Genomic DNA, 24,311 nt, shown 5'->3' on the forward strand with positions numbered 1-24,311 from the left:
GAGCCGTGCTGCGCTGTGGCTATGAGCCGTGTGCACTGCGGCTATCGGCCGCGCCGCGCCCGCAGGTAGTCGGAGACCACGTACTCGCCGAGGTCGTCCAGGTCCGGGGTGAAGACCCGGCCGCCGCAGCGCCGCGCCATCGCGTCGACGAACCGGCGCAGCCCGGGATCCTCGCCCAGCATGAACAGGTTCATCGTCGCGCCGTACCGGGTCAGCCTGTCCACCTCGGCGACCGTCAACTGGATCGTCTCCGGCAGCGACGGCCAGTTGAAGACCCCGCCGCCGTACTCCGGATCGAGGTGTGCGGTCGGCTCGCCGTCGGTGACGACCAGCACCACCGGCTCGGAGCTGGAGTGCCGGCGCAGGTGCCGGCCGGCAAGCATCAGCGCGTGTTGCAGGTTGGTGCCCTGCACCATGTCCGGCTCCACCCCGGCCAGCTCCTGCTGGGTCAGCGGCATCGCCTCCCGACCGAAGCCGATGATCTGCAACGCGTCCTGCGGAAACCTCGTGGCGACCAGGTGCGACAGCGCCAGCGCGGTCTGCTTCATCGGGCCCCAGCGTCCCTCGGAGACCATCGAGAAGGAGAGGTCGACGCAGAGCGCCACCGCCGCCGAGGCACGCCGCTCGGTCTCCACCACCTCGAAGTCCTCGACCGCCAGCGCCACCGGCACCCCGGCACCGCCGCGCCGGACCGCCCGGCCGAGCGTACGCACCACGTCGAGTGGCTGCTCGTCGCCGTACTCCCAGGGGCGGGACGCGCCGGTCACCTCACCGGCGGCACCGGCCGAGCGCAGGTCGTGCTGCCCCTGCCGGCCGCCGCGCAACTCGGCGAAGATCCGGCGCAGCGCCGTACCGCCGAGCCGGCGCAGCGCCTTCGGGCTCAGGGTCAGCCCGTCGGCACCCCGGGTCAGCCAGCCCTGCCGGCGCAGCTCCCGCTCCAGTTCGCGCAGCCGGCGTACGTCGTCGGCGGCGTCCCGGCCCAGGTTGCGGCGGACCGACTCCACGTCGATGTCGTCCAGGGTCGCCCCCGGGTGCTCCTGGCCGAGCTGGTCCAGCAGGTCGTCCAGGTCGGCGATCTCGCCGAGCGCCCCGGCCGCCTCGCCGTAGCCGAGCGGCTGGTCTCCCCGCACCCGCTCCCGGCGGTCCCAGGCCAGGTCGGGGCGGAGCGAGCGCAGGTTGGCGTCGAGCGCTGCGAGCTGCCCGGCCAGCTCCGGGCCGAGCGAGGACTCCATCAGCCGGGACAGTTCCTCGCGCTGGGCCGGCGAGAGCGAACGCATCAGCCGTTCCCCGGCGGCGGCCCGCCGAGCCAGCGCGTCGACCAGTTCCTCCACCGTCTCCGGATTCTCCGGGAAGAACTCGCCGTGCCGCCGCATGAACTCGGCGAACGCGTCGGTGGTGTCCTCGCCCCGGTCGTGCCGGGCCAGCAGGTCGTTGAGGTCGCGCAGCATCTCGGAGAGCTGGCGCTGCACGGCCGGGTCCGCGGCACCGCGCATCGCGTCCCGCACTCCGCTGAACCGCTGTTCCAGCACGTCCCGGCGCAGCCCGTCGAGAATCTGCCGATAGGCGGCCCGGGCCTCGTCGCTGGCCCACTCGTAGCCGGCCAGTTCCTCGACCGCCCGGGCGGTCGACGAGGGCAGGTTGTCCAGCACCGCCTCGGCGAACCGGGCGTTGTCGTCGTCCCGGCCGCGCAGCTCGTCGCGCTCGGCGGCGAGCGCCTGGTCGAGCAGGGCCCGGGCCCGGGTCACCGCGCCGTCCAGGTCACCCCGGCGCAGCGCCTCGCGGCGCATCCGCCGGGCCCGGGCGACCAGGTCGTTCAGGCCGCCCCGGCCCCGCGGGCCGCGCCGCAGCAGGTTGCGCAGCGCCTCCCGCAGGCTGCCGCCGGCCAGCACCTCGGCGCCGACCGAGTCGACCGCGGCCCGTACGTCGTAGGGCGGGGCGAGCGGGTCGGGGCCGCCGCGCCAGGAGCCGTACCGGAAGCGGTTTCCGCCGGCCACGCTCAGGCCCAGTCGTCGTCGCCGGCCGAGCGGCCACCGGGCCCACGCTCACCGGGGCCACGCTCACCGGGGGAGCGTCCGCCGTCGGGGCTGCGGCCGCCGTAGCGGGTACGTCCCTCGTCGGTCACGTCCTTGGCGAGCCGCCGGGTCAGGTGCAGACCTTCGAGTACGAACTCGATCCCGGCCGCCGCCTCGGCCGGGGTCGGCGCGTCGCCCAGCCCGAGCCGGTCCAGCGCCTTGGCCAGCCCCGGCACGGTGCCGACCTGCCGGAGCAGCTCGGTCGGGCCGACCAGCTCACCGGTCTCGATGATCGCGCCGTCGGCGACCAGCGCGGTGAAGCCGGAGACGTCCAGCCCGGCCAACCGGGCCCGGAACGTCTCGGCGGTGGCGGTCCGGAGCAGGTGACCGAGGATCTCGATCTCCCGGCCCTCCTCGCCGCTCTCGAACTCGACCTTGCCGCGCAGGGTGCTGGTCACCGAGACCGCGTCACCGACCCGGGCCACCGGCTCGGTGTCGGCCGGGGCGGCTGGCTGCCCGTCCGGACCGCCGGCACCGAGCAGACCGGCCCGGCGCAGCGCGGCGGCCGAGACGGTCTCGGCGGCGGCGACGGCGAACCGGGCCGAGACACCCGAGCGCGGGTCGACGGCCGGAGACTCGCGTACCGCGCGGGCGAACCGGGCCAGCACCTCCAGCACGTGCTCCGGCACGGCCGCGACCAGCGCCGCCTCCTGCCGGATCAACTCCAGCTCCAGTTCGAGGTCGAGCGGGTAGTGGGTACGGATCTCGGCGCCGAACCGGTCCTTGAGCGGGGTGATGATCCGGCCCCGGTTGGTGTAGTCCTCCGGGTTGGCGCTCGCCACCAGCAGCAGGTCCAGCGGCAGCCGGAGCTGGTAGCCGCGTACCTGGATGTCCCGCTCCTCCAGCACGTTGAGCAGCGCCACCTGGATCCGCTCGGCCAGGTCGGGCAGCTCGTTGACCGCGAAGATGCCCCGGTTGGTCCGGGGCACCAGCCCGAAGTGAATCGTCTCCGGGTCGCCGAGGGTGCGCCCCTGGGCCACCCGGATCGGGTCCACGTCGCCGATCAGGTCGCCGACGCTGGTGTCCGGGGTGGCGAGCTTCTCGCCGTACCGCATCGACCGGTGCAGCCAGCCGACCGGCAGCTCGGCACCGGCGTCGGCGACCGCCCGGCGGGACGCCGGGGTCAGCGGGTGCATCGGGTGCTCGTTCAGCTCCGAGCCCCGGATCACCGGGGTCCACTCGTCGAGGAGCTGGCCCAGGGCACGGATCAGCCTGGTCTTGCCCTGGCCGCGCTCGCCGAGCAGCACCATGTCGTGCCCGGCCAGCAGGGCCCGCTCGACCTCGGGGAGCACGGTCTCGTCGTAGCCGACGATGCCGGGGAAGCGGGGCTGCCCGGACCGGAGCCGGGCCAGCAGGTTGTCCCGGAGCTCCTGCTTGACGGTCCGGTACCGGTGCCCGGTGGCACGCAGCTCGCCGAGGGTGCCGGGCAGCTCGGCCGGCGAGGTCGGTGGGACCTGGGAAGTTTCCGTCACGCACCTACGCTAGCTCTCGATCGAGCCGGTCGCGGGGTACGAACGAACAAGTCAAGATCAAACCGGTACCCGCAGCCGCAGGACCGACCCGCACCCGGAGGACCGACCCGCACCCGCAGGACTGGCCCGCACCCGCAGGACCGATTGGTCAGCAGCGGTCGCAGGCGCCCCGGCGGCGCAGGTGGTAGGCGAGGGTGGCGGCACCGAGCGCCACGCCCCAGACCGGCCAGAGCAGCATCGGCAGGACCGTGAGGGTGCTTCCGCCCAGTCCGTCGAGGAGATCCGGCTGCCCGTAGAGGGCCAGGCCGGCGGCGGTGATCGCGACCGCGACTCCGGTGGCGGGGACGACGGCGAGCTTGATCGGCACCCGACGACCGGCCAGCCCGATCATCCAGCGCGGGAACCGCTCGCCCCACCGCTGCACCAGGCCGAGGGTGAGAACCGCGCCGACCAGCCCGAACCCGGCCAGTCCGGCGCCGACCCAGACCAGACCGGTCCGGTGCATCTCGCGCAGGAAGCCATCGGTGATGCCGAGCGGGATGCCGACCACCCAGGCGAGTCGGACGATCGCGTACAGCACCGGGATCACCGCCGCCACCCAGGCCGCCCGGCGTCCCCAGCGGGCCGCCGATCCCGCCGAGGTCCAGCCCTCGCCGCCGGCCCGGCGCCCGCACCACGGGCAGGCCCCGGCGGTACGGAGCTGCCAGGTGAGCACGGCCCGGGCCAGCAGCAGCCCGGTGGCGACCGAGAACACCTTGTAGCCGAGCGCCAGGGTGAAGAGTTCGGAGTAGTCCACCGGCGGCCAGCCGAACGGCAGCCCGCCGATCAGCATCGGCGCGTACCCGAGGTAGGCGAGCACCTGCACGTCCGGGACGAGCAGCAGCAGCCCGGCCACCACCAGCCAGCCGTAGCCGAGCAGGGCGAGTCGGGCTGCGCCGCGCAGGCGTACCGCGTGCGGGCCGGTCATGGCCAGGGCGGCGACCGCCGCGCCGAGCAGCAGCACCGCGAAGACCGGCGCCCCGACCTCGGCCGGTACCCGCCAGAGCAGGCTGTTGGAGCCGTCCCGGTCGGCGGTGCCGAACGGGTAGCCGTGCCCGGTGACGGTCCAGATCAGTGCGAGTGACCCGAAGAGTGCGGTGATGCCGGCGGCCAGATAGCCGATCCGGTGCCGATGCTGGCGCGGTTGCTGCTCAGGCTCCGGCTCGGACCGGGGTTGCGGCCCGGTCCGAGCGGCCGCCCGGCCGGTGGATACGGTGCGGGACATCGTCGTTGCCTCTCCTCGGCTCTCCCGGGCCGGCGACCTGTGCCGCGCCCGCTGCCCATACCATCCGGGCCGGCGGAGCCGCAGACCTCACGTACCGGAGTGACCTGCCTCCCCCAGCAGAGGGAAGGAGTTGACCTCAACCACGATCGAGGTATCACGCTGGTGCTTTGTCTACAGAAAGGCGTTGCCGTGATGAGCACGAGTTGGGCGTACCTCTACGAGCATCCCGGCACCGACCCGGTCACCGACCGGGTGGTGCTGGACCGGGCCGGACAGCGGACCTCGCTGGTGCCCGTCCCGGACGAGTCGCTGGCCGCGACGATCGCGGTGCGGTTGGTCGAGGATGGCGTGGGGTTGATCGAGCTGTGCGGCGGCTTCTCGGTGCCGGCCGTCGCCCGGGTGATCGAGGCGGTGGCTGGTCGGGTACCGGTCGGGCACGTCACCTTCGGCGTGGAGTCGGTGGCCGGCGCCGCCGCCTACAGCGCGCAGTTCGGAGCGGCTTCACCGCACTGAACGGGCCAGTACTGGCGGCAGGTGGCAGGGCTACCGCTCGTCGAACACGTCGTCGAGAACCAGCCTTGCCCGGCCCGGAACCTCTTCCTCGGGAAAGATCTCCCTGCAGAGGCTGAGCACCTGCTCGGCGCTGGCCAGCCCGAGGTGCTCGACCAGGAATCGGATGTCTTCGGCGTCCCGGCGCCTTGCGGCAAGCACTTTCATCGCCAGAAGGTGCTCCGGCGATGCCGCCGCGACACGCAGCCCGGGGTGGTCAAAGACGCGAGGTGCTGTCGCATCGCCGCCGGGTGCAACGTAGGCACTCGCCTGCTCGTTGAGCCACCAGTGCGGGAGGCCCAGTTCGTCGGCGACTGCCCTGGCCTCGTCGAGCACTATGCCGTGCGGCTGGAACACCGCGTCGATGTCGCGGGTAGCCCGACGCGCATCGTAGGCCAAGGCCATGGCTGCGCCGCCGAAGATGTACAGATCTGCGACTACCCCGCGCCGGGCGAGCCGGTCTCCAAGACGGCGGAAGGCATTATCAATCGCGGCGCGGTCCAGCAGCGGATCGGCGGCACTCACGCGACGTTCAACTCCTGGGCGGCAACGTACACACCGCGACGGCGGAACGCCGCTGGTGCATGCACCATCGCATCGACCCGGGCCGCTCGAGTGTTGAAGGGGAACCAGAACCGTCGTAGCGAACGGGTCTCAACCCACTGCGGCGCACCGCGCCCGTCTTTGGCCGACAGATGCTCCGCCAAGGCCGCGAGGAACACGTCCCAGCGTTCGTCACCGGTGGGATCCGGCTCTTTAGTAAGCAGATCAGTACGCGACGGCGCTGGTTCCCAGCGGTACTCCTCCAGAAACTCCGCCACCAGCCGCCATCGTCGCGCCTCGTCGGCGCCAACAAGCAAGGCGCCCAGACGCTCCAGCGTCAGGGCCTCGTACGGCGCAACACGATCGGTCACAACCCTGACGCTAATACAAGGGCGGCGACAACCGTGAGCAGCTCGTCGAGTCCAGCAAGCAGGTCGAGGCCGCTTCTCCCACGGCCGGGTCACCATAAGCGTGTATCCCAACACCGCTACCCTGGCTTCCGCCCACCCTCGATCAGCCAAGTCAGCCGGCCGGTTCCTCCGTCGGTCCCGGTTTGCTGGCCTCGAAGAGGGCGACGCAGCCGCGTACGGTGAGCTGGATGTCGGTGAACCGCTGGTCGAGTTGCCAGCGGAGCCCGGCCAGGTCGTCATCGGTGTTGTGGAAGATCCCCCGAGCGTTGTAGACCTTCATCAGCCGCCGCGCCGGGACGCTAACCGGCACTCCGGAGGAGAGGATGGTGCTGCCGAAGATCCGCCCGCCGGGTCGGAGGGCCGCCACCGCGTTGTCGAAAACGACGCCCTTCTCCGCCCAGGAGCCGGGCAGGCAGTGCAGCAGGAAGTTGGCGCCGACCGAGTCGTAGTGACCGGTCCGGAGCCTGCCGTCGTCGAAGGGAAGTGGCTGGAGCACGTCCGCCCGCACCACGGTCGGGTGATAGCGGGCCACCCGGGCGGCGCTGACCCGCAGCACGGTCGGGTTCAGGTCGACCAGGGTCAGTTCCGGTGTCGCGGTCGGGAAGCCGCACCGGTCCAGGAAGTATGCCGTGCCGGGGCCGAACTCGACGTGCCGGGCTCCGATGTTGCGCCGGTAGTTGTCCAGCATGTCCCGCTTGGCGCACCGCCAGACGAGTCGGCAGTGGAAGCCCAGCACGAGCACGTCGTAGCCGGCGAGCATCGGCCGGTTGTAGACGGCCTGGCCGGCGATGACCTCCTCGGGCGGCGGTGGCACGGCGGCGTTTCCTCCCACCTGTTCCCTGGTTGATGACCCGCATCCTCAGCTAACCGGCTCGCGGAGGGCCCCGCCAGCTTGCGGATGCGGTTGTTCACCCAGTGCCGAACAGGGCCGCCAGCACCCGGATGGGTATGGGGGCCAGGGACGCCTGTCCCCGCGAATCTCCGTCCGTGACGTCCCGCTCAGCCCGCTGCGCGACCGGACTGTAAAGGCCCAGCAGCCGGCCATTGGCTTCGAAGAGCCCCTACCCCTCGCCCGGCTGCCCGACCGAGCCGGACGCCTCCCGCCGCCGGATGATGTCCAGGCGCGGGGTCACCCAGCCGAAGAACCGGGCATACATCCGGGCCGGATCCGGCCCCGGGTCGGGGTTGAGCAGGTAGAGGTCCCGCATCGCCGTCGCGAACGCCTCGGCCAGCCAGGTCGTCAGGCCGGCCGGATCACGCGGGTGGTCGAGCGGCAGCAGCGAGCGCGCCGCCGGGCAGGGCCAGGCCGCCCCGCAGGCCCGACACAGCCAGATCGGCCGTTGCGGCAGATGCGCCCGCCCCGACCGTTCACCCGTGGACCGGCCGACCTCGGCGGGCCCGCGACGGTCGGCGTGCCGGTCACCGTTCGAGCCCGGCGGGGCGTTCCAGACGCGGAGGTGTCCCCGGTTCGCCGGCCGTACCCGGCCACGCACCGACGGTCTGGGCAAGGGCGGCAGCGGTGGTGGCGACGCCGGCATCGGCGGCGGAAGCGTGCCGAGGCAACCCCACCGGTGCCCGCACCGGCAGTACCGCCAGAGCCGCCGCCAGTCCCGGCGGTGAATTCTCGGCGTACGTCGAAACCAGCTCACACCCGGTTACCTCCTCGATGGTGGAAGCGGGGGCCGCCTCGGGTGGGGAAGGGAAACCGACGGCCCCCGCGCGGTTCCGCCCGTCCTTTCCGAGGCCATGGCTCCGAGCGGTTCCGCTAGTGACACTCTGCTGTGGATGGCACTACGCTGAGGAGCTTCTCGATCGGTACGACCCGTACGTATCCGCGCTTATCCCGCCGGTATCCCCTTCGTCATGGAGGAGTCATGGAACGCTCCCCGATGCTCGAACACTTCGCCGAGGAGTTACGGCTCGCCCGCAACGCCGCCAACATGTCCCAGACGGCGCTGGCCGAGGCGATCAACTACTCCCAGCCGATGGTCGCCAAGGTGGAGAGCTGCGATCGCCGGCCGAGCCTCGACTTCGCCCGGCGCTGCGACACCGTCTTCGACACCGACGGCCGCTTCGTACGCATCCAGAAGCGGATCAGCCGAGAGATCGTCGTCCAGTACTTCCGCGAATGGGCCGGCATCGAGCAGGAGGCGAAGGCACTGCGCTCGTTCGAGCCGGCCTATGTGCCAGGACTGTTGCAGACCGAGGCATATGCCCGCGCGGTTCTGTCCGGGCCGGGGCTGCTCTCCGTCGAAGAGATCGAGGAGCAGGTGACCGCCCGACTGGACCGGCAGGAGATCCTGTCCCGAGCCAAGCCGCCGCTGCTCACCTTCGTGCTCGACGAATACGTGCTTCGCCGCCCGATCGGCGACCGGACGGTGATGCGCGAGCAGTTGCTGCACCTGGTCAAGACCGGCACGAACGTGCCGCAGGTGAAGATCCACGTCGTGCCCGCCTCGGCCGGCTCCTACGCGGGGCTGGACGGCTCGTTCGTGCTGGCAACTCCCCCGCTGGGTGAACCGGTCGTCTACTTCGACGGGCACCGGCACGGTCAGATGGACGACCGGTCGGACTACGTGAACTATATGATCGATGTCTGGGAAACCGTCCGGAGCGTGGCACTGCCGCACCAGCAGTCGCTCGACCTGATCGCGGAGGTGGCGGAGACATGGAGCTGACCGGCGCCAAGTGGCGTAAGAGCACCCGGAGCAACAGCACCGGCGGCAACTGCGTGGAGGTCGCCGACAACCTGAGCGGCGTCGTGGCCGTGCGGGACAGCAAGGATCCGGGTGGGCCGGCGCTGGCCTTCGGGCCGGAGGCCTGGCGGGCCTTCGTCAGCGACCTGACCCGGCGGTAGGGCGGGTGGGGTGGCGTACCCAGACGTTGGGTTCGACGTAGACGGCGTAGTCGTGTGCGAGGGCGCAGCGCACCGGGACCAGCCCGCCGGGGATCTCGATGTCGCCGTCGCGGTCGAAGGGTAGCCCGGTCCACTCCCGCCACTGGGCCAGTGACCCGGCCACCGTCATCGACGCCGGGGCGATCCTCTCGATGGTGCCGCCCGCCCGGACGTGCACCCGCAACCACGGGTCGGTCGGCAGTCCGTCGTCGCGCCGTTGCCGGACGTACTCGCTCATCGGCAGGTGGGGTTGCAGGTGCTTGGCCGTCGGGCGGACCGGTGCGAGCAGCGCGTCGTGGCCCTGCTGCCCGGCCGCCTGCCGCAGCGCGGCGACCATGTGCCGGGACAGGCCACGGCCGAGATAGTCGACGTCGATCGTGATCTCCAGCGCGCTGGCGACGGTCGGCGGGTTGCCCCGGCGCCGGTCGTTGAACGCCCAGACCAGCACCACGTCCCAGCCCTGCGCCGGCAACTCCTCCCGCCCTTTCAACACGGCGTTGAACGGGACGGCGAGCCCGCGCGCGACGACCCGGCCGCCGTCCGTCGCCACGACGCAGTACTCCGGAAACTCCCCGGGCACTCGCAGGTGCAGTGCGCTCGCCATCAGGTCCTCGCCGGAGAAGACCGGCCAGGTGTCGGTGATCTCGTAGATCCGGGCCGTCAACTCCGGGCGCTCGGCGAGCGTGCTGATCTGGATGCCGTCGAGGTCTGTCACGACCGGGCATACTGCCATGACCAGGAAGTTCGAGCCAGGCATTTGGCGTACGCCGCCCCAACCCGCGCCACCTGGATGACAGGTGATCTCTCAGCCGTCCGGCGACGGCACCACGAACCCCGCCTCGTACGCGGCGATCACCGCCTGGGTCCGGTCCCGGGCACCGAGCTTGGCCAGTACGTTGCCGACGTGCGTCTTGACGGTCTCGACCCCGAGCACCAGCTCGGTGGCGATCTCGGAGTTGGACAGGCCGGTGGCCATCAGCCGCAGCACCTCCCCCTCCCGCTCGGTCAGCCGGGCCCGACCGAGCCGGTCACCGGCCGGGCCGGAGGCGTGTGCCGCGACGAGCCGGCGGAGCGCTGCCGGAAAGAGCAGCGACTCGCCCTTGGCGACCACCCGGATCGCGTCCACCACCTCGGCCGGTCGGGCCCGCTTCAGCAGGAAGCCGTGTGCGCCGGCCCGGAGCGCTTCGTAGACGTACTCGTCGTTCTCGAACGTGGTGATCACCAGGATCCGGGGCGGGTCGGCCGAGGTGGCGAGCAGGTGCCGGGTGGCCTGGATGCCGTCGATGGCCGGCATCCGAACGTCCATCAGCACCACGTCGGGCCGCAGCCTGGCGACCAGCGGCGGCACCTCGGCCCCGTCGGCGGCCTCGCCGACGACGGTCAGGTCCGGCTGCGCGTCGACGATGGCTCGCAGGCCGACCCGGATCAGCTCCTCGTCGTCGACGACCAGCACGCTGATGGTCATGTCTGCTCCGTTCCGCGCCGCCGCCGCTCTTCCGGCACCGGCCTCGGTCGCTCCGCCACCGGAGCCGGGGGTCCGGCCGTTGTGGTCGGCAGCCAGACCGCGACCCGCCAGTCGCCCTCCTCCGGGCCGGCGCTGACCCGACCGCCGAGCAGGACCACCCGCTCCCGGATGCCGGCAAGCCCGCGCCCCCGACACTGCCCCGGACCGGGACGGCCCCGGGCCGCCACGGACGGCTCGCCGAGCGCGTTGACCAACTCGATCTCCAGGCCGTCGTCGTGGGCAGCGACCCGCAGGGTCACCGGCCGCCGGGCGGCGTGCCGGGCCGCGTTGGTCAGCCCCTCCTGGACGATCCGGTAGCCCTCCCGGGCCACCACCGCCGGCACCGCGCCGAGGTCGCCGGCCAGCTCGACGGTGACCGCCAGCCCGGTCGCCCGGGTGTCGGCCACCAGCCGGTCCAACTCGTCGAGGGTACGCTGCGGCGCCCGCACCGCGCCGTCGCCCGGCGGATCGCCGTCGCCTGGCCGCTGGCCGTCACCGCCGGGCGGGCCCGCGTCGCCGGGCGACTCGGCGTCACCCCGCCGGAGCAGCCCGAGGACGTGATCCAGGTCGGCCATTGCCGCCCGGCCGGTCTCCTCGATCGCCCGCAGCGCCCGCCGGACGAACTCCAGGTCGGTTTCCAGCAGCTCGCCAGCGGCTGCCGCCTGGAGGGTGGCGACGGTAAGCGCGTGACCGACCGAGTCGTGCAGTTCCCGGGCCAGCCGGTTGCGTTCGGCGAGCCGGCTGGCCTGCTGCTCCAGCGCGGCGATCCGCTCGGTCGGGGACGGGCCGAGCAGCGCCGGGGCCATCAGCCTGGCCAGCGCGCCCAGCCCGGCGACGGCGTAGCCGAGCAGCACCAGCATGCCGGCCCCGACGAGGCTGAGCCAGCCCGGATGCCAGCCGCCGAACGGGCCGACCGCCAGGTCGCGGACGGCCTCCTTGCTGACGCCGAGCTGTGCGAAGAGGAAGAGCAGCGCCATCGGCAGGGCCGAGATCAGCGCGAACCCGACCAGGCCGCCGGAGAGCAGGTGGATGCCGATCCAGAGGGCGCAGCGCAGCCGGCTCTCCCGGTCGATCCCGCCGTCGGTGGCCGGCTCGGGCAGTTCGACGTCGAGCAGGGCCCGCGCGGCGGCGATCTCCAGCGCCCGGGTGCCGCGCAGGAACAGCGGTACGGCGGCGATCGCCGTCGCGACCGCGATCAACACCAGCACGGCCGGTCGGGGTACTGCGTCGGTCCGCAGCATCTCGGCGAAGACGGTGCCGAGCAGCAGGTACGGCAGCAGCAGGACCCCGCCGAGCAGCAGGAACACCGCTCGGCGGTAGGTAGCGCCGCTGGTCAGCGGCGCCAGGGCGGCCCGGAGCGTCACCCGGCCATTCTGCCTCGGGACGGCTGGGGCGCCGTGGGTTCCCGCCGAGGTGCTCGCTGTCGGGTAGCACGCGCCGCCCAGCGCCCCCGCCCTGGGGCCCGCGCCCGGCCCGCCCACGCCCGAACGAGCCGAGAACATATCGGCTCCTGTCGGTAGGCTGACCCGGTGAGCCAGCCGTCTAGCGAACCTCCACCGTCGGACCCGCCACATTCCGGGCCACCAGCCGGGCCGTACCCGGCCGGGCCATCGTCAGCCGGACCATACCCGGCCGGACCGCCGCCGGCCGGGGCCGTCCCGCCCGCTCCGCCGTACCAGCCGGGAACGCCACCGCCGCGGAGCCGACGCCCGCTGATGATCGGCCTGGTGGCCGCGGCCGTGGCGATCGTGCTCTGCCTGGGCCTCGGCTGCGCCGGCCTGGTGGTCTACTACACGCAGCTCGGCGACGACGGCGGCAGCTCGGAGGCGGGCGGCGAGGGTACGGGAAGCACCCCGGAGCCGGGATCGCGCACCGCGTCGGCGCAGTGTGCGGGCAGCATCACCCCGGCACACGACCAGACCAGGGCGGTCGGATTGCCCGACTTCGAGGCCGCGCCGCAGACCGGCACCGCCACGATGCGGCTGAGCACCAACCTCGGCGAGATCGCGATCAGCATGGACCGGGCCCGCACCCCGTGCACCGTGGCGAGCTTCCAGCATCTCGCCGAGCGGAAGTTCTTCGACGGCAGCAGCTGCCACCGCCTCGTCACCGAGGGGATCTTCGTGCTCCAGTGCGGTGACCCGACCGGCACCGGAATGGGCGGACCGGACTACAAGTTCGCCGACGAGAACCTGACCGGCGCGCAGTACGGTCGCGGCGTGGTGGCCATGGCGAACACCGGGCAGCCGGGCACCAACGGCAGCCAGTTCTTCATCATCTTCCGGGACAGTTCGAGCGGGCTCCAGCCGCTCTACACCCCGTTCGGCACGGTGACCACCGGCCTCGACGTGGTGGATCGGGTGGCGGCCGGCGGCCACGACAACTCCATCACGGCCGGCGGCGGTGCGCCGAAGGTCGGGATCACGATCCAGAGCCTCTCCGTGGCCTGACCGGTTGGTGGGCTGACCGAACCGCGCCAGCCCGCCGTGGACTGACCGAACCGCACCAGCCCGCCCCCGCCTGCCCGGAAGCGGAGGGCGGGCTGGTGCGTCACCGGGGTACCGGTGTCATCAACTGCTCGACTTCACCACGGGTCCTGGCTACGTCCGTGACCGCTGGTCGATCCGGTCGACATGCGTCCTCGCCTCACCGTCATCCCTGGACCTCCTCCGATCCTGTCGGGCTTCCCGCCGCAACGCCGTCGGGACTCCGACCGGCCATCCCTGGCTCCGAGGGTGCCCCAGCGACCTGGCGTATAGCCGGCAAGAACCTTGAATTCGCTGGTCAACGACCGATTCTCGGGAGATCGGCTCGGCTGCTGCCCCGACGAGACACGGAAGTTCCGATTTTGCGCGGTACTAGCGAAAGTATCGCCATAAAGGACAGAATTCCCCGCATGGCTGTTGGAGAGTTCCAGACGCAGGTCGTCCGGCGTGCCCGGGGAGTCAGCGCCGCCCTCAGCAGGCCGCCCTACGTGAAACCCGGGCACTTCTACTCGCCGGCCACCTCGCCGGCCGACCGGGCGACCGCGATCGGCTGGCGCGAGCTGACCCCGGTCGGTGTCGACCTGCGAGAGCCGGAACAACTCCGACTGGCCACCGAGCTCGGTCCACTGATGCGCGAACTCCCCAGCGACCGCTGGCACGACCACAACGGCATGTACGGCCGCGCCGATGCCGCCGTGCTGCACGCGATGCTGCGACATCACCGACCGGCCCGGCTGATCGAGGTCGGCTCCGGCTACTCCACCGCGGTCGCCCTCGATGTCGCCGACCGATACCTGCCGGAGCTGCGGATCACCTGCGTCGAACCCCATCCGGAGCGGCTACGCTCCCGGCTGCGCCCCGGGGACCGGGTCGACCTGGTGCAGCGCCGGGTCCAGGACGTCGACCGGTCCAGCTTCGCCAGGCTCGACTCCGGGGACATCCTGCTGATCGACTCGACACACGTGGCGAAGGCCGGCTCGGACGTCGTCTGGCTGCTGCTGCACGTCCTGCCCACGCTGCGTCCGGGGGTGATCGTGCACATCCACGACATCCACTGGCCGTTCGAGTATCCCGAGCGGTGGCTCCGGGAGGGTCGGGACTGGACCGAGGTCTACCTGCTCCGGGCGTTCCTCACCGACAACGCGGCCTGGCGGGTGCTGCTCTTCACCTCGTGGCTCTGGTCGTGCCGCCCGGAGGTGCTACCGCCCGAACTCCGAGGCCTGCCCACCGGCGCGTTCTGGATGCGCCGCACCGAGCAACCGGCCGGCACCCGCTGAACGGCACCCGCTGACCGACGCCCCCTGGTACCGGGACCTCACCAGGCCAGGTCGGCGTCGCGTTCCGCCGCCTCGACCGGCAGGATCGGCCGCAGGCCGCGTGGCGGCTTCGACCGCTGCTGCCACTCCCGTGGATAGCCGAGCGACACCTCGTCGAAGCGGACCCCGTCGAACCAGTTCACCCGGGGGATGTGCAGGTGCCCGTAGACGACGGCGGCGGCCCGGTAGCGCCGGTGCCAGTCGGCGGTGTGCACCGTGCCGCACCACTGCGCGAAAACCGGATAGTGCAGGACCTCGGTGACCTCGCGGACCAGCGGAAAGTGGTTGACCAGGACGGTCCGGGTGTCGGGTGCGAGTTCGGCCAGCCGGCGTTCGGTGTACTCCAGCCGGGCGGCGCACCAGTCCTCCCGGCTCGGGTACGGGTCGGGGTGCAGGAAAAGCTCGTCGGTGCAGACGATCCCGGCCTCCTGTGCCAGTGCCAGCCCCGCCTCCTTGGTCTGCACGCCCGCCGGCCGGAAGGTGTAGTCGTAGAGCAGGAAGAGCGGTACCACGGTCACCGGCCCGCCCGCACCCGTCCACACCGGGTACGGATCCTCCGGGGTGATCACCCCGATCCGCCGGCACATCTCGACCAGCAACTCGTACCGGGCGACTCCGCGCAACTGGACGGTGTCCTGGCGGGGTGTCCACAGCTCGTGGTTGCCGGGCACCCAGACCACCGTGCCGAAGCGCTCCTTCAGCAGCCGCAGCGCCCAGTAGACGTCCTCCACCCGGTCGGCGACGTCGCCGGCCACCAGCAGCCAGTCGTCCTCCGAGTCCGGCACGAAGCCCTCGACCAGTTTCCGGTTCTCCGCGTAACCGACGTGCAGGTCGCTGACGGCCAGCAGGGTGCCGCCGGTACCCGAGATGGCCATCGGGCGATCCTACCGGCCCGGTACGCCGGCCCGGCCGGTCGCGCTCAGGGCTCGACCCAGCCGTGCGACCGGGCCAGCCCGACCAGCAGTTGCCGGATCACGCCGATCTGGGCACCGGTCAGCGACGGTACCTTCTCGATCAGCAGCTCGGTGATCTCGCCGCTGAACTCGGCTGCGGAAAGTACGTCGCAGAGCTCCTCGTCGCCGGCCGCCCGGCCGGGGCGTGGCGGGGCGGCCGGTCGGTCGGTGATCCGGATCGCCGAGGCCTTCAGCCCGCGCTCCCCCTGCTCGACCTCGTATTCCAGGCGCATCCCCGGCTGGATCAGGTGCTTGTCCTCGCCGAAGTCGTTGGCGTGCACGAAGACGTCCTCGCCCCCGCTGTCGGGGGCGATGAAGCCGTAGCCACGCACCTCGTCGAACCTGAGCAACTTTCCCGACGCCACCACAACCACCGCCACCCCTACCACGACATGCTCGCCCGCACTACGACATGTTCGCCCGCACTACGACGTGATCGCCCGCGCCCACGGTACGACGAGCCGCTCGATCGCCACCACCAGGTAGAACAGCCCCGCGCCCATCAACGCCAACAGGGTCAGCGCGGCGAACGCCAGCGGGGTGTCGGCGGAGGTAGCGGAGTTGACGATGACCGAGCCGAGCCCTCGGTCGGGGTTGACCAGCTCGCCGATGACGGCGCCGATGATCGCCAGCGACATCGCCACCTTGAACCCGACGAAGATCTGCGGCAGCGCCCAGGAGAGTCGTACCTTGACGAAGGTCTGCCACCAGGAGGCGGAGAGCGAGTGCACCAGCTCGCGCAGTTCGTTCGGGGTCGAGGTGAGCCCGGCCATCGCGGAGACCAGGATCGGGAAGAAACAGAGCAGGATCACCATGATGATCTTGGGTTCCGGCCCGAAGCCGATCCAGACCAGCAGCTGCGGCGCGAGCGCCACCTTCGGTACCGCGTTGACCGCCGCTATCAGCGGCATGGTCATCCGCTCGACCGTCCGGGACGCCGCCAGCAGCAGCGCGACCAGCAGTCCGGTGCTGGCGGCGATGCCGAACCCGATCACCGTCTCCACCAGGGTCACCCAGGTCTCCGCGAGCAGATAGCTGGGCAGTCTGCGGGAGGCGTCGACCACGTCCGCCGGCGTCGGCAGGAAGAACGACGAGATGTTGAAGAGTACGGCGATCAGCCACCAGAGGGTGATCGCCAACACGGCACCCAACACGGGCAGCCCGACGTTCGACCAGAGCCGGGCCGGGCGGGTGTTCGTCGGCGATCTGGTCATCACGGCCTCCTATGGGGTGACGCGGCTGGTGAGAGTGGCCGGCGGCCGGGCCGGTGCGCGGCCGGGGACGGCGTGGACGGTCCGGGACGGCGGCCGAGGCGACCGCCGTCCCGATCCGGGTCCGGCACCGATCGAGCCGTCAGGGTCCGGTACGAGGCCCTCGACCCTCAGGCCTTCGGTACGAAGTTGAAGTCGACGACCTTTTCCGGGGTCAGTCCCGCGGGGATGAGACCGGCGCCCTGCATCACGGCGATGGTCCGCATCACCCGCTGCTCGTCCATGAACCCGATCGGCGCGCCGCCGGCCGGTGCCACGTAGGGCGTCATCGACTTGATCTCCCCGACCCCGGAGGGCACGGCGTAGCTCGGCTCCGCCTTGTTGAGGATCTGCGCCGCCTCCTCCGGGTGCTCGATCGAGTACTGCAGGCCCTTCAGCAGCGCAGCGGTGAACCGGCGGACCAGGTCCGGGTTCTTCTCGATCAGGGCCGGGGTGGTGATCACCGCGTTGCCGAACAGGTCCCGCAGGTAGTCGCTGTACGGCAGCACCACCACCTCCTTCTTGGAGATGTTCGTCAGTGCCGTGCGGCTGAGCAGGAAGGTGCCGAGCGCGTCGACCTTCCGGGACGCCATCAGGCCGTTCAGCGTGGTGGCCTTGACACCCTGGACCTTCACCTTGGCGACGTCGACACCGGCCAGCCGGGCGTACGCCGGGAAGAGCAGTTCGGTGACCGAGCCGGCGCCGGTCGCCATGGTCTTGCCTTCCAGGTCCTTCGGGGTGCTGATGTTGGTGTCCTTGGTGGTCATCACCGAGATCAGCGTCTGCTGGTGCACCGCGGCGATCGCCCGCCAGTCGGTGAACTCGCCCTTACCCGCCTGGATGACCGCACCGGTGAAGTCGAGGGCGCCGAACTGCACCTTGCCGGCCTTCAGCGCCGTCAGGTTCGGGACGTTGCCCGCGCCCTTCTGGATGTCCACCTCGATGCCGGCCTCGGCGAAGTAGCCCTTCTCCTTGGCCACCCAGACGAACGCGTCCCGGCCGACCGCGCCGAAGGCGGTGATGTAGCCAACCTTATCCGGCTCCTTCTTGGACGCTTCGGCGTCCCTTCCGGAGTCCCCGCTGCACCCGCTCGTGACCGCCAGCGCCGCCGCCAGAAACGCCGCGGCGAGCAGGCGTGAACGTGTGATCATGTGTGCCTCCCGCTTGTGGAATGGACCCGAGGGCGGCAATCGACGCCTCCCGCGCGAACAGCGCGCCGCGACCCCTCGGCACGTATCCGGCACTGCCGGCCCTCGTTCGGTCGAGAATCGTAAATGAGCCTTGTCCGAAATGTCATCGACAAGATCCGGTCAAGATTCAGGCAAGCAGGTGCGTGGTCGCTTACCACACGGCAGATATCAGCAGCTCACGATGTTTGACATTCGGCAGGACGAGCAGCCAACCTGTCCGCAATATTGTTGATAATTCGGGAGACAACGTTGCGGTCAGCCGTACTGAGCTGGGGATTGGCGGGGGGTCGGCACCCGGCCGACCCGATCGACGCCGGCCCCATCCCGCCGGTGTACCGCCCCGTTGGCGGGCACACTCCAGCCAGGGTCCGACGCGTGCATAGTCCCGTCGACACGGCGGACTACACAGACCCGACGTCCCAGTCTCGCGGTCCCGAGCGTTTTCGTCGCGAGTGCCGTCAGAATCGCCCGAATGTTGACAGATGCTGGACCTACGACAGATTCGCGCCCGGATTGACCGGCCATAGACCGCATCGGCGACTAGATCATGACTGAATTCCCACCGAAGGAAGCGCCAACCGGCCGAGGTCGTCCGCGGCGTGCCCGGCAGCCGACCGCGGTCGGCCAACCGGAGCCCGGCGACCCCGCCGGCCCGTCCAACGCCCCGGCACCGCCGACGGCCGGCCGGCGCGGCCCGAACCGGTCCGCGGACGAGGCGTACGACCGACTACGGCAGCAGATCCACCGGGGCGAGCTGATGCCCAACGAGCGGCTGATCGAGGTCGAGTTGGCGAACCGGTTACAGGTCAGCCGGGCGACCGTCCGGACGGTACTGGTCCGGCTGGCCCAGGACGGGCTGGTCGTGCTCACCCCGAACCGGGGCGCGCACGTGCGGCTGGTCACCGAGGAGGAGGCGGTCGAGATCCTCCAGGTCCGGGCTGTGCTGGAGGCGCTCACGGCGCGTCAGGCCGCGCTGAACGCCACCGCCCGGGAGATCAGTACGATCCGCCGTGCGCTCGCCAGGATGGCCCGGAAGCTGGAGCAGGACGACCTGCTCGGCTACTCCGAGGGGAACGCCAAGCTGCACGCCGCGATCATCGCGGCGTCCCGGCACGAGACCGCGGCCCGGCTCATCACCGGGCTCCGGGCCCAGCTCGTCCGCTTCCAGTACCGCACCATCCTGGTGCCCGGCCGGCCCACCCTGTCCTTCGAGGAACACACCGCGATCGTCGAGGCGATCGCCGCCCGGGACCCGGACGCCGCCGAGGCCGCGATGCGGCGACACCTCGGGCACGTCGAGTCCACTCTGACCAGAACCGCCACCGCGATCCGGCGCCGGGGCGGCCGGGCCTGATCCAGCCGTCCGGGCCGGGGCAGGGCTCGGCGCTCAGCCGTCGGTGGCGACCTCCACCACCGGCTCGTGCCGCACGGGGAAGTTGACCGAGCTGGCGATGAAGCAGAGCCGGTGTGCCTGCTCGTGCAGCTCGGTCGCCCGCTGCACCATCTCCGGCGCGGCCACCGTCACCCGGGGCCGGAGCACGACCTCGGTGAAAGCGCCGCCGCCGTCGCCGCTCTCGACCATCGTGCCGACCGCCTCGTCGACGTACCCGGTGACCACCACCCGGCCCCGGGCACAGAGACTGAGGTACGACAGCATGTGGCACTGGGACAGCGCGGCGACCAGCAGCTGCTCGGGATTCCACCGGGTCGGGTCGCCCCGGAAGGTCGGGTCGGCGGAACCGGGGAGCGGCGCCCGGCCCTCGGCCTCGACCAGGTGGTCCCGGCCGTAGTCGCGGTAGTTGACCGTGCCGGCCTCGCCGGCTCCGGTCCAGGTGACGGTCAACGGGTAGTCATGACTTCTCGGCACTGTCTCCTCCTCGGCTCGCTGCCGCGAGTATCGACCAGCCGAGTGTGCGCCCGTTACCACCCCCCGGTGGGGTGGTAGCCGAGAACGGTAAGGGGACGCCGGGGCCCGGCTCCGGAAGGCGCTAGAAGTCGTCCGGGGTGCGGATCCGATCCCGGATCCAGGCCCCGGCCTCCTTCAGCCGTGCGGTGCCGCCGAACTCGCCGGCCGCACAGGTGCCGGGGGTGAAGACGGCACCGGAGCGGAAGTCGTCGGAGAAGTTCCAGTTCACCCAACTGATCTTCCGGCTGGCGAGGAGGTCCAGGTAGCGCTGGGCCATGACAAAGTCGTTGGGGCCGTCGCCGGAGTAGTCCTGGGTGCCGAACTCGGTGACGAAGAGCGGCAGCCGGTCCGCCGCCGCGCTCACCGTGTCCAGGTAGTAGTCGTCGTGCGATCCGGCGTAGAAGTGGAAGACGTACATGACGTTCGTCGCGTCGACCGGGTTCGCGGCGATCACGTCGGCTCCGCCGCCGCTGCCGGAGGCACCCAGCGACGACCAGTCCGGGGTGCCGACCAGCACCACCGCGTCGGCGTCCCGGCTCCGGATCACCGGGATGACCTGGTCGGCGTAGCTCTTGATGGCGCTCCAGGCGACCCCGTTCGGCTCGTTCGCGATCTCGTAGATCACGTTGTTCTTCGCCCGGTGCCGGTCGGCGACCTCCGCGAAGAAGGTACGCGCCCGCTCCAGGTTGTGGTTCGGGTCGCCGGGAGTCAGCATGTGCCAGTCCACGATGGCGTACATGCCCCGGGCGGTGGCCAGCTCGATGTATTCGTGCACCAGGTCGGTGAAGCGGCGCGGGTCGGTCTCGTAGCCACCCTCCTGGATGTACATCGAGATCCGCAGCACGTCGGCCCGCCATTCCTGCGCGAGTACGTCCAGCGAGGCCGGGGTGGCGCAGTTGGCGTACCACTGGAGACCGTGTGTGCTCATCCCGCGCAGCTGGATCGCCTTGCCGGCGGCGTTGCAGAGCTGCCGCCCGCAGACCCGGAGCTGCCCGTTCGCCGCCACCGGGGTACTCCCCGGCGGCACCGTCGGGGTCGGGGTCGCAGTGGCGGTCGGGGTCGGCGTCGGAGTCTGGGTCGGCGTCGGAGTCGCGGTGGCCGTCGGAGTCGGGGTGGGGCCGCTGCCGCCGCCGCAGGGCTGGCCGTTGAGCTGGCAGCCGTTCGGGGCGCCGGGGCCCGCTCCGATGAACCCGAAGGTCACCGAGGCACCGGGGGCGATCCGGCCGTTCCAGGACAGGTTGCCGAAGGTGTGGCGCTGGCCACTGCTGGACCGGGTGGCGTTCCAGTGCGCACCGACCGTCGTTCCGGCCGGCAGGTCGAACTCGACCCGCCAGGAGGTGATCGTGGTACTGCCGCCGTTGGTGATGGTGTAGCGGCCCTCCCAGCCCGAGCCCCAGTCGGAGACCTTGCTGAACGAGGCGGTCGGGGTCGCGGCGGCCGGGGCCACCGCCGCCTGGGCGACCACCGCCACGGGTGCGGCCGCGACCGCCGCGACGAGCCCGGCCAGCAGCAGCAGTCTGCGGGTACGCCTCACGATTCCTCCGGGCACTCGGCTGTCCTCAACGCACTCGACGGCGGCGGCCCGACCGGCACCCGGCAAGCCATCCACTTCCGTCGAACTATAAGGACGACTAACTGTGTCCCGCAACACGACCGCCCCGGTGCGGTCGCCCCGGCCACCAGAACCGCTCCCCGAGCAGCGTCGCGATCGCCGGAACGAGCAGGGTACGCACCAGCAGCGTGTCCAGCAGTACGCCCACCCCGACGATGACGCCGATCTCGGTGAGCGTGACCAGGGGCAGTACGCCCAGCACCGCGAAGACCGCCGCGAGCAGGATCCCGGCGCTGGTGATCACCCCGCCGGTGGCCGCGAGCGCGGTCAGCACACCCCGGCGGGTCCCCTCCTCGACCGCCTCCTCCCGGGCCCGGGTGGAGAGGAAGATGTTGTAGTCCACCCCGAGGGCGACCAGGAAGAGAAACGACAGCAACGGGACCTGCGTGTCCAGGGCCGCGTAGTCGAGCACGTGCACGAAGAGCAGATTGCCGACGCCCAGCGCCGCGAAGTACGTCGCGATGACCGTGCCGACCAGGACCAGCGGGGCGACGAGGGCCCGCAGCAGCAGCACGAGGATCACCGACACCACACCGATGACGAGCGGTACGACCGTACGCAGCCCGTCGATCGACGCCGTGCGGGTGTCCAGGTTCGCCGCGACCGCCCCGCCCACCAGCGCATCGGCGTCCGGTACGGCGTGCACGGCCGTACGCAACGCCTCGATCGTGTCGTAGCTCGCCCGGCTGTCCGGCTCGGCCTCCAGTACGACGTCAACGGCGACCAGGCCCTCCCCCTGTTCCGCCGGACGGGCCTGGGCGACCCCCGGGGTACCGGTGACGGCGGCCAGCACCTCGGCCTGCCGGTCGGCCCGGGCGACCACCACGGTCGGATCGGCGGCACCGGCCGGGAAGTGCCGACTCAGGGTCTCCAGCGCCTCGATCGACTCGGCCTGTACCCGGAACTGCTCGGTCCGGCTCAGCCCGAGCCGCGCGTCCGCCAGGCCGGCGGCCAGGATGGCGAGGAGGACCAGCGAGAGGGCGGTGATCGTCCGGGGCCGGGCGGCGACGACGGAGCCGGCGCGGGCCCAGATCCCCTGGTGCCGGACCGGCTGCCCCGGGCGCGGCACGAACGGCCAGAAGAGCCGGCGTCCGCAGACGACCAGCGCGGCGGGAAGCACCACGAGGCTGAACAGGGCGGCGACGGAGATGCCGATCGCTCCGGCGGCCCCGAGGGTCCGGTTCGTGGTCAGCGGTGCGGCGAGCAGGGTGAGCAGGCTCAGCGTCACCGTCATCGCGCTGGCGGCGATGGCCGGTCCGGCCGAGCGCAGGCTGCGGCGCATCGCCTCGCGCCGGTCGTCGTGCCGGCGTAGTTCCTCGCGGTATCGGGAAATGAGCAGTAGCGCGTAGTTGGTGCCGGCGCCGAAGACGAGGACGTCGACGATGCCGATCGTGGACGGGTCCAGCCGCAGCCCGGCCTCGCGGCTGAGCAGCGCCAGTACGGAGTTGGTCACCAGGTCGGCGAGACCGACGGCGGCCAGCGGGACGAGCCAGAGCCACGGGCTGCGGTAGGTGACGAGCAGCAGCGCCGCCACCACCAGCACGGTGATCGCCAGCAGTGTGACGTTGGCTCCGGAGAACGAGGAGGCGATGTCGGCCTGGAAGCCGGCCCCGCCGGTGACCTGCGCGGTGAGCCCGGCCGGCAGCCCGTCGGCGGCGACGTCGCGTACCTCGGTGACCCGGTCGATGGTCTCGTCCACCGACCGCTCGGCGGCCAGCGGTACGGCGACCAGCGCCGCCTGCCCGTCCGGGGCCGTCACCGGCGGCCCGACGCGGCCGCCCTCGGCCAGCGCCGCGAACCGGGTCGACTGGGTCGCGATCACCCGTCGGTCCGCCTCGGTCAGCGCGGCGCCGTCCCGGGCGTAGACGACGAGGGCGGGGTTGAGCTGCCCGCTGGGTAACCGGTCCCGCAGCGCCTCGACCCGCGCGGACTCGGCGTCTGCGGGCAGCCCGCCGGCCGGATCGTCGTCGGTGGTGGCGCTGCCGCCGAACGCGATCACCACGGCCGATGCCAGCACCACCACGGACAGGACCAACCACGCTCCCACCCGGCCGGTGATCGTCTTCAGGATGGTGCCGATCAACCGCTCTCCACCGCCCACGAGCCCAGCCCTCCCCGACCGATAACCTCGTCAGGAAAGCATCTTGGCATAGAGTTATCTCGTCCGCCGAGATAGCCGCTCCGCGAGCTGCTTGGCCAGCGGTATAGTGTCGGGCGGCCGGAGAGGGGGCAGATGTTGGCCGACACGATCTTCCAGCGCCCCGACGAGCCCCGCGCCCGCCTGATCAGCTCGATCGTGAGCCAACTGCACCTCTACGTCGCCCATGCCCAGCACATCGGCGAGTCCTTCGCCGCCCGCTACGCACTGGGGCACGCCGATCTGCACGCGCTGCTGGTGGTGATGGAGGCCGAACTCGCCGGCCGACCGCTCACCCCCAGCGACCTGCGCGCCGAACTCAACTTCTCCTCCGGCTCGGTGACCGGCGTCGTCGACCGCCTCGAAGCCGCCGGCCACGTCTACCGGGACCGCGACACCGCCGACCGTCGCAAGATCTTCCTCCGGTACGCCGAACCCGGTGTCGCCGTCGCCCGCGAATTCTTCGCCCCGCTCGCCCGGCGTACCGAGCAGGTGATGCGGGGTTTCGACGACGAGGAGCTCGAGACCGTGCAGCGGTTCCTGACGGCCATGGTGGGGACCGCCCGGGAGCATCGGGACGAGTTGCGCGCCGAAGCCTCGACGGCACGCCGGATCCGCACTGGTCGACCGAAGAAGGCCCCGGAGAGCGGTTCCGGGACGGCGCCGCCGGGTACGTGACCCCCGTCCGGCGGTGACCGAGGACACGGTGCATCCGGCCGCCCCAGAGAGGTCCAATCAGATGTGCGCGCAG

General features: G+C 71.6%; 24 protein-coding genes. 7 read left to right on the forward strand and 17 right to left on the reverse strand.

Features of this window, described 5'->3' with window-relative positions; all coding sequences use genetic code 11:
* Nucleotides 1-41: 41 nt before the first annotated feature.
* The 3 genes from ABNF97_RS21490 to ABNF97_RS21500 all read right to left on the reverse strand — a co-directional run bounded on the left by ABNF97_RS21490 (nucleotide 42) and on the right by ABNF97_RS21500 (nucleotide 4,808).
* Complete coding sequence (locus tag ABNF97_RS21490) at nucleotides 42-1,994, reverse strand: vWA domain-containing protein (protein WP_349339564.1); 1,953 nt, start codon at nucleotides 1,992-1,994, stop codon at nucleotides 42-44.
* Between the two features lie 2 nt (nucleotides 1,995-1,996).
* Entirely contained in the window at nucleotides 1,997-3,544 is a 1,548-nt protein-coding gene (locus ABNF97_RS21495; protein WP_349339565.1) for a sigma 54-interacting transcriptional regulator, read from the reverse strand.
* 148 nt (nucleotides 3,545-3,692) lie between these two features.
* Nucleotides 3,693-4,808, reverse strand: a complete 1,116-nt coding sequence (locus ABNF97_RS21500; protein ID WP_349339566.1) for a hypothetical protein — start codon at nucleotides 4,806-4,808, stop codon at nucleotides 3,693-3,695.
* Nucleotides 4,809-5,000: 192 nt separating this feature from the next.
* Here ABNF97_RS21500 and ABNF97_RS21505 point away from each other — a divergent pair, with 192 nt between their 5' ends.
* Entirely contained in the window at nucleotides 5,001-5,321 is a 321-nt protein-coding gene (locus ABNF97_RS21505) for a DUF6506 family protein (protein WP_349339567.1), read from the forward strand.
* Nucleotides 5,322-5,351: 30 nt separating this feature from the next.
* On the opposite strand, the gene ABNF97_RS21510 is transcribed toward ABNF97_RS21505, so the two are convergent.
* The 4 genes from ABNF97_RS21510 to ABNF97_RS21525 all read right to left on the reverse strand — a co-directional run bounded on the left by ABNF97_RS21510 (nucleotide 5,352) and on the right by ABNF97_RS21525 (nucleotide 7,818).
* A complete protein-coding gene (locus ABNF97_RS21510; RefSeq protein ID WP_349339568.1) occupies nucleotides 5,352-5,882 on the reverse strand; it encodes a DUF6036 family nucleotidyltransferase in 531 nt (176 codons plus the stop codon).
* Nucleotides 5,879-6,271 carry a hypothetical protein gene (locus ABNF97_RS21515; RefSeq protein WP_349339569.1) on the reverse strand — a complete coding sequence of 131 codons (393 nt, stop codon included), beginning with the start codon at nucleotides 6,269-6,271 and terminating at the stop codon, nucleotides 5,879-5,881. Before ABNF97_RS21515 ends, ABNF97_RS21510 begins: the two co-directional genes overlap by 4 nt.
* Nucleotides 6,272-6,422: 151 nt before the next feature.
* On the reverse strand, nucleotides 6,423-7,124 hold the full coding sequence (locus ABNF97_RS21520) for a class I SAM-dependent methyltransferase (protein WP_349339570.1): 702 nt from the start codon (nucleotides 7,122-7,124) through the stop codon (nucleotides 6,423-6,425).
* Nucleotides 7,125-7,371: 247 nt separating this feature from the next.
* Nucleotides 7,372-7,818: a hypothetical protein gene (locus tag ABNF97_RS21525; protein WP_349339571.1), complete on the reverse strand. Its 447-nt coding sequence runs from the start codon at nucleotides 7,816-7,818 to the stop codon at nucleotides 7,372-7,374.
* A gap of 366 nt (nucleotides 7,819-8,184) precedes the next feature.
* Here ABNF97_RS21525 and ABNF97_RS21530 point away from each other — a divergent pair, with 366 nt between their 5' ends.
* The gene (locus ABNF97_RS21530) at nucleotides 8,185-8,988 is read left to right on the forward strand and encodes a helix-turn-helix domain-containing protein (protein WP_349339572.1); all 804 of its coding nucleotides are present in this window, start codon (nucleotides 8,185-8,187) and stop codon (nucleotides 8,986-8,988) included.
* Nucleotides 8,979-9,167: a DUF397 domain-containing protein gene (locus tag ABNF97_RS21535; RefSeq protein ID WP_130464675.1), complete on the forward strand. Its 189-nt coding sequence runs from the start codon at nucleotides 8,979-8,981 to the stop codon at nucleotides 9,165-9,167. Before ABNF97_RS21530 ends, ABNF97_RS21535 begins: the two co-directional genes overlap by 10 nt.
* On the opposite strand, the gene ABNF97_RS21540 is transcribed toward ABNF97_RS21535, so the two are convergent.
* The 3 genes from ABNF97_RS21540 to ABNF97_RS21550 form a co-directional block, all read right to left on the reverse strand.
* Nucleotides 9,145-9,921: an N-acetyltransferase gene (locus tag ABNF97_RS21540; protein ID WP_349339573.1), complete on the reverse strand. Its 777-nt coding sequence runs from the start codon at nucleotides 9,919-9,921 to the stop codon at nucleotides 9,145-9,147. The genes ABNF97_RS21535 and ABNF97_RS21540 overlap by 23 nt on opposite strands.
* A 90-nt stretch (nucleotides 9,922-10,011) precedes the next feature.
* Nucleotides 10,012-10,671 (reverse strand): response regulator, encoded by a 660-nt coding sequence (locus ABNF97_RS21545; RefSeq protein WP_130464677.1) that lies wholly within the window; start codon nucleotides 10,669-10,671, stop codon nucleotides 10,012-10,014.
* The gene (locus ABNF97_RS21550; protein ID WP_349339574.1) at nucleotides 10,668-12,074 is read right to left on the reverse strand and encodes a sensor histidine kinase; all 1,407 of its coding nucleotides are present in this window, start codon (nucleotides 12,072-12,074) and stop codon (nucleotides 10,668-10,670) included. The genes ABNF97_RS21545 and ABNF97_RS21550 overlap by 4 nt, the downstream gene beginning before the upstream one ends.
* A 363-nt stretch (nucleotides 12,075-12,437) precedes the next feature.
* On the opposite strand from ABNF97_RS21550, the gene ABNF97_RS21555 reads away from it, so the two are divergent.
* Both ABNF97_RS21555 and ABNF97_RS21560 read left to right on the forward strand, forming a co-directional pair.
* The gene (locus tag ABNF97_RS21555; protein ID WP_349339575.1) at nucleotides 12,438-13,160 is read left to right on the forward strand and encodes a peptidylprolyl isomerase; all 723 of its coding nucleotides are present in this window, start codon (nucleotides 12,438-12,440) and stop codon (nucleotides 13,158-13,160) included.
* 446 nt (nucleotides 13,161-13,606) lie between these two features.
* A complete protein-coding gene (locus tag ABNF97_RS21560) occupies nucleotides 13,607-14,473 on the forward strand; it encodes a class I SAM-dependent methyltransferase (protein WP_349339576.1) in 867 nt (288 codons plus the stop codon).
* Nucleotides 14,474-14,511: 38 nt separating this feature from the next.
* Here the strand turns inward: ABNF97_RS21560 and ABNF97_RS21565 are convergent, their stop codons facing one another.
* The 4 genes from ABNF97_RS21565 to ABNF97_RS21580 all read right to left on the reverse strand — a co-directional run bounded on the left by ABNF97_RS21565 (nucleotide 14,512) and on the right by ABNF97_RS21580 (nucleotide 17,866).
* The gene (locus ABNF97_RS21565) at nucleotides 14,512-15,387 is read right to left on the reverse strand and encodes a metallophosphoesterase family protein (RefSeq protein WP_349339577.1); all 876 of its coding nucleotides are present in this window, start codon (nucleotides 15,385-15,387) and stop codon (nucleotides 14,512-14,514) included.
* A gap of 44 nt (nucleotides 15,388-15,431) precedes the next feature.
* Nucleotides 15,432-15,833 carry a cold shock domain-containing protein gene (locus ABNF97_RS21570; protein WP_349339616.1) on the reverse strand — a complete coding sequence of 134 codons (402 nt, stop codon included), beginning with the start codon at nucleotides 15,831-15,833 and terminating at the stop codon, nucleotides 15,432-15,434.
* A 57-nt stretch (nucleotides 15,834-15,890) separates the two neighbouring features.
* Complete coding sequence (locus ABNF97_RS21575) at nucleotides 15,891-16,679, reverse strand: ABC transporter permease (RefSeq protein WP_349339578.1); 789 nt, start codon at nucleotides 16,677-16,679, stop codon at nucleotides 15,891-15,893.
* Nucleotides 16,680-16,846: 167 nt separating this feature from the next.
* Complete coding sequence (locus tag ABNF97_RS21580; protein ID WP_349339579.1) at nucleotides 16,847-17,866, reverse strand: ABC transporter substrate-binding protein; 1,020 nt, start codon at nucleotides 17,864-17,866, stop codon at nucleotides 16,847-16,849.
* Between the two features lie 586 nt (nucleotides 17,867-18,452).
* Between ABNF97_RS21580 and ABNF97_RS21585 the strand changes: the two genes are divergently transcribed.
* Nucleotides 18,453-19,259, forward strand: a complete 807-nt coding sequence (locus tag ABNF97_RS21585) for a GntR family transcriptional regulator (RefSeq protein WP_349339580.1) — start codon at nucleotides 18,453-18,455, stop codon at nucleotides 19,257-19,259.
* A 33-nt stretch (nucleotides 19,260-19,292) separates the two neighbouring features.
* On the opposite strand, the gene ABNF97_RS21590 is transcribed toward ABNF97_RS21585, so the two are convergent.
* The 3 genes from ABNF97_RS21590 to ABNF97_RS21600 all read right to left on the reverse strand — a co-directional run bounded on the left by ABNF97_RS21590 (nucleotide 19,293) and on the right by ABNF97_RS21600 (nucleotide 23,506).
* A complete protein-coding gene (locus tag ABNF97_RS21590; RefSeq protein ID WP_349339581.1) occupies nucleotides 19,293-19,772 on the reverse strand; it encodes an OsmC family protein in 480 nt (159 codons plus the stop codon).
* A gap of 121 nt (nucleotides 19,773-19,893) precedes the next feature.
* Nucleotides 19,894-21,324: a cellulase family glycosylhydrolase gene (locus ABNF97_RS21595; RefSeq protein ID WP_502930536.1), complete on the reverse strand. Its 1,431-nt coding sequence runs from the start codon at nucleotides 21,322-21,324 to the stop codon at nucleotides 19,894-19,896.
* A 118-nt stretch (nucleotides 21,325-21,442) separates the two neighbouring features.
* The gene (locus ABNF97_RS21600; RefSeq protein ID WP_349339583.1) at nucleotides 21,443-23,506 is read right to left on the reverse strand and encodes an MMPL family transporter; all 2,064 of its coding nucleotides are present in this window, start codon (nucleotides 23,504-23,506) and stop codon (nucleotides 21,443-21,445) included.
* A gap of 150 nt (nucleotides 23,507-23,656) precedes the next feature.
* On the opposite strand from ABNF97_RS21600, the gene ABNF97_RS21605 reads away from it, so the two are divergent.
* Complete coding sequence (locus ABNF97_RS21605; protein ID WP_207230624.1) at nucleotides 23,657-24,238, forward strand: MarR family transcriptional regulator; 582 nt, start codon at nucleotides 23,657-23,659, stop codon at nucleotides 24,236-24,238.
* The last annotated feature ends 73 nt before the right edge of the window (nucleotides 24,239-24,311 follow it).

The sequence above is a fragment of the Plantactinospora sp. B6F1 genome, assembly GCF_040120695.1.
In the GTDB taxonomy this organism is placed as follows: domain Bacteria; phylum Actinomycetota; class Actinomycetes; order Mycobacteriales; family Micromonosporaceae; genus Plantactinospora.

Coding starts and splice junctions, on each gene's coding strand:
- ABNF97_RS21500 (WP_349339566.1), bottom strand. CDS start 4,808: ATGTCCCGCACCGTATCCACCGGCCGGGCGGCCGCTCGGACCGGGCCG.
- ABNF97_RS21505 (WP_349339567.1), top strand. CDS start 5,001: ATGAGCACGAGTTGGGCGTACCTCTACGAGCATCCCGGCACCGACCCG.
- ABNF97_RS21530 (WP_349339572.1), top strand. CDS start 8,185: ATGGAACGCTCCCCGATGCTCGAACACTTCGCCGAGGAGTTACGGCTC.
- ABNF97_RS21535 (WP_130464675.1), top strand. CDS start 8,979: ATGGAGCTGACCGGCGCCAAGTGGCGTAAGAGCACCCGGAGCAACAGC.
- ABNF97_RS21545 (WP_130464677.1), bottom strand. CDS start 10,671: ATGACCATCAGCGTGCTGGTCGTCGACGACGAGGAGCTGATCCGGGTC.
- ABNF97_RS21560 (WP_349339576.1), top strand. CDS start 13,607: ATGGCTGTTGGAGAGTTCCAGACGCAGGTCGTCCGGCGTGCCCGGGGA.
- ABNF97_RS21565 (WP_349339577.1), bottom strand. CDS start 15,387: ATGGCCATCTCGGGTACCGGCGGCACCCTGCTGGCCGTCAGCGACCTG.
- ABNF97_RS21575 (WP_349339578.1), bottom strand. CDS start 16,679: ATGACCAGATCGCCGACGAACACCCGCCCGGCCCGGCTCTGGTCGAAC.
- ABNF97_RS21580 (WP_349339579.1), bottom strand. CDS start 17,866: ATGATCACACGTTCACGCCTGCTCGCCGCGGCGTTTCTGGCGGCGGCG.
- ABNF97_RS21585 (WP_349339580.1), top strand. CDS start 18,453: ATGACTGAATTCCCACCGAAGGAAGCGCCAACCGGCCGAGGTCGTCCG.
- ABNF97_RS21605 (WP_207230624.1), top strand. CDS start 23,657: ATGTTGGCCGACACGATCTTCCAGCGCCCCGACGAGCCCCGCGCCCGC.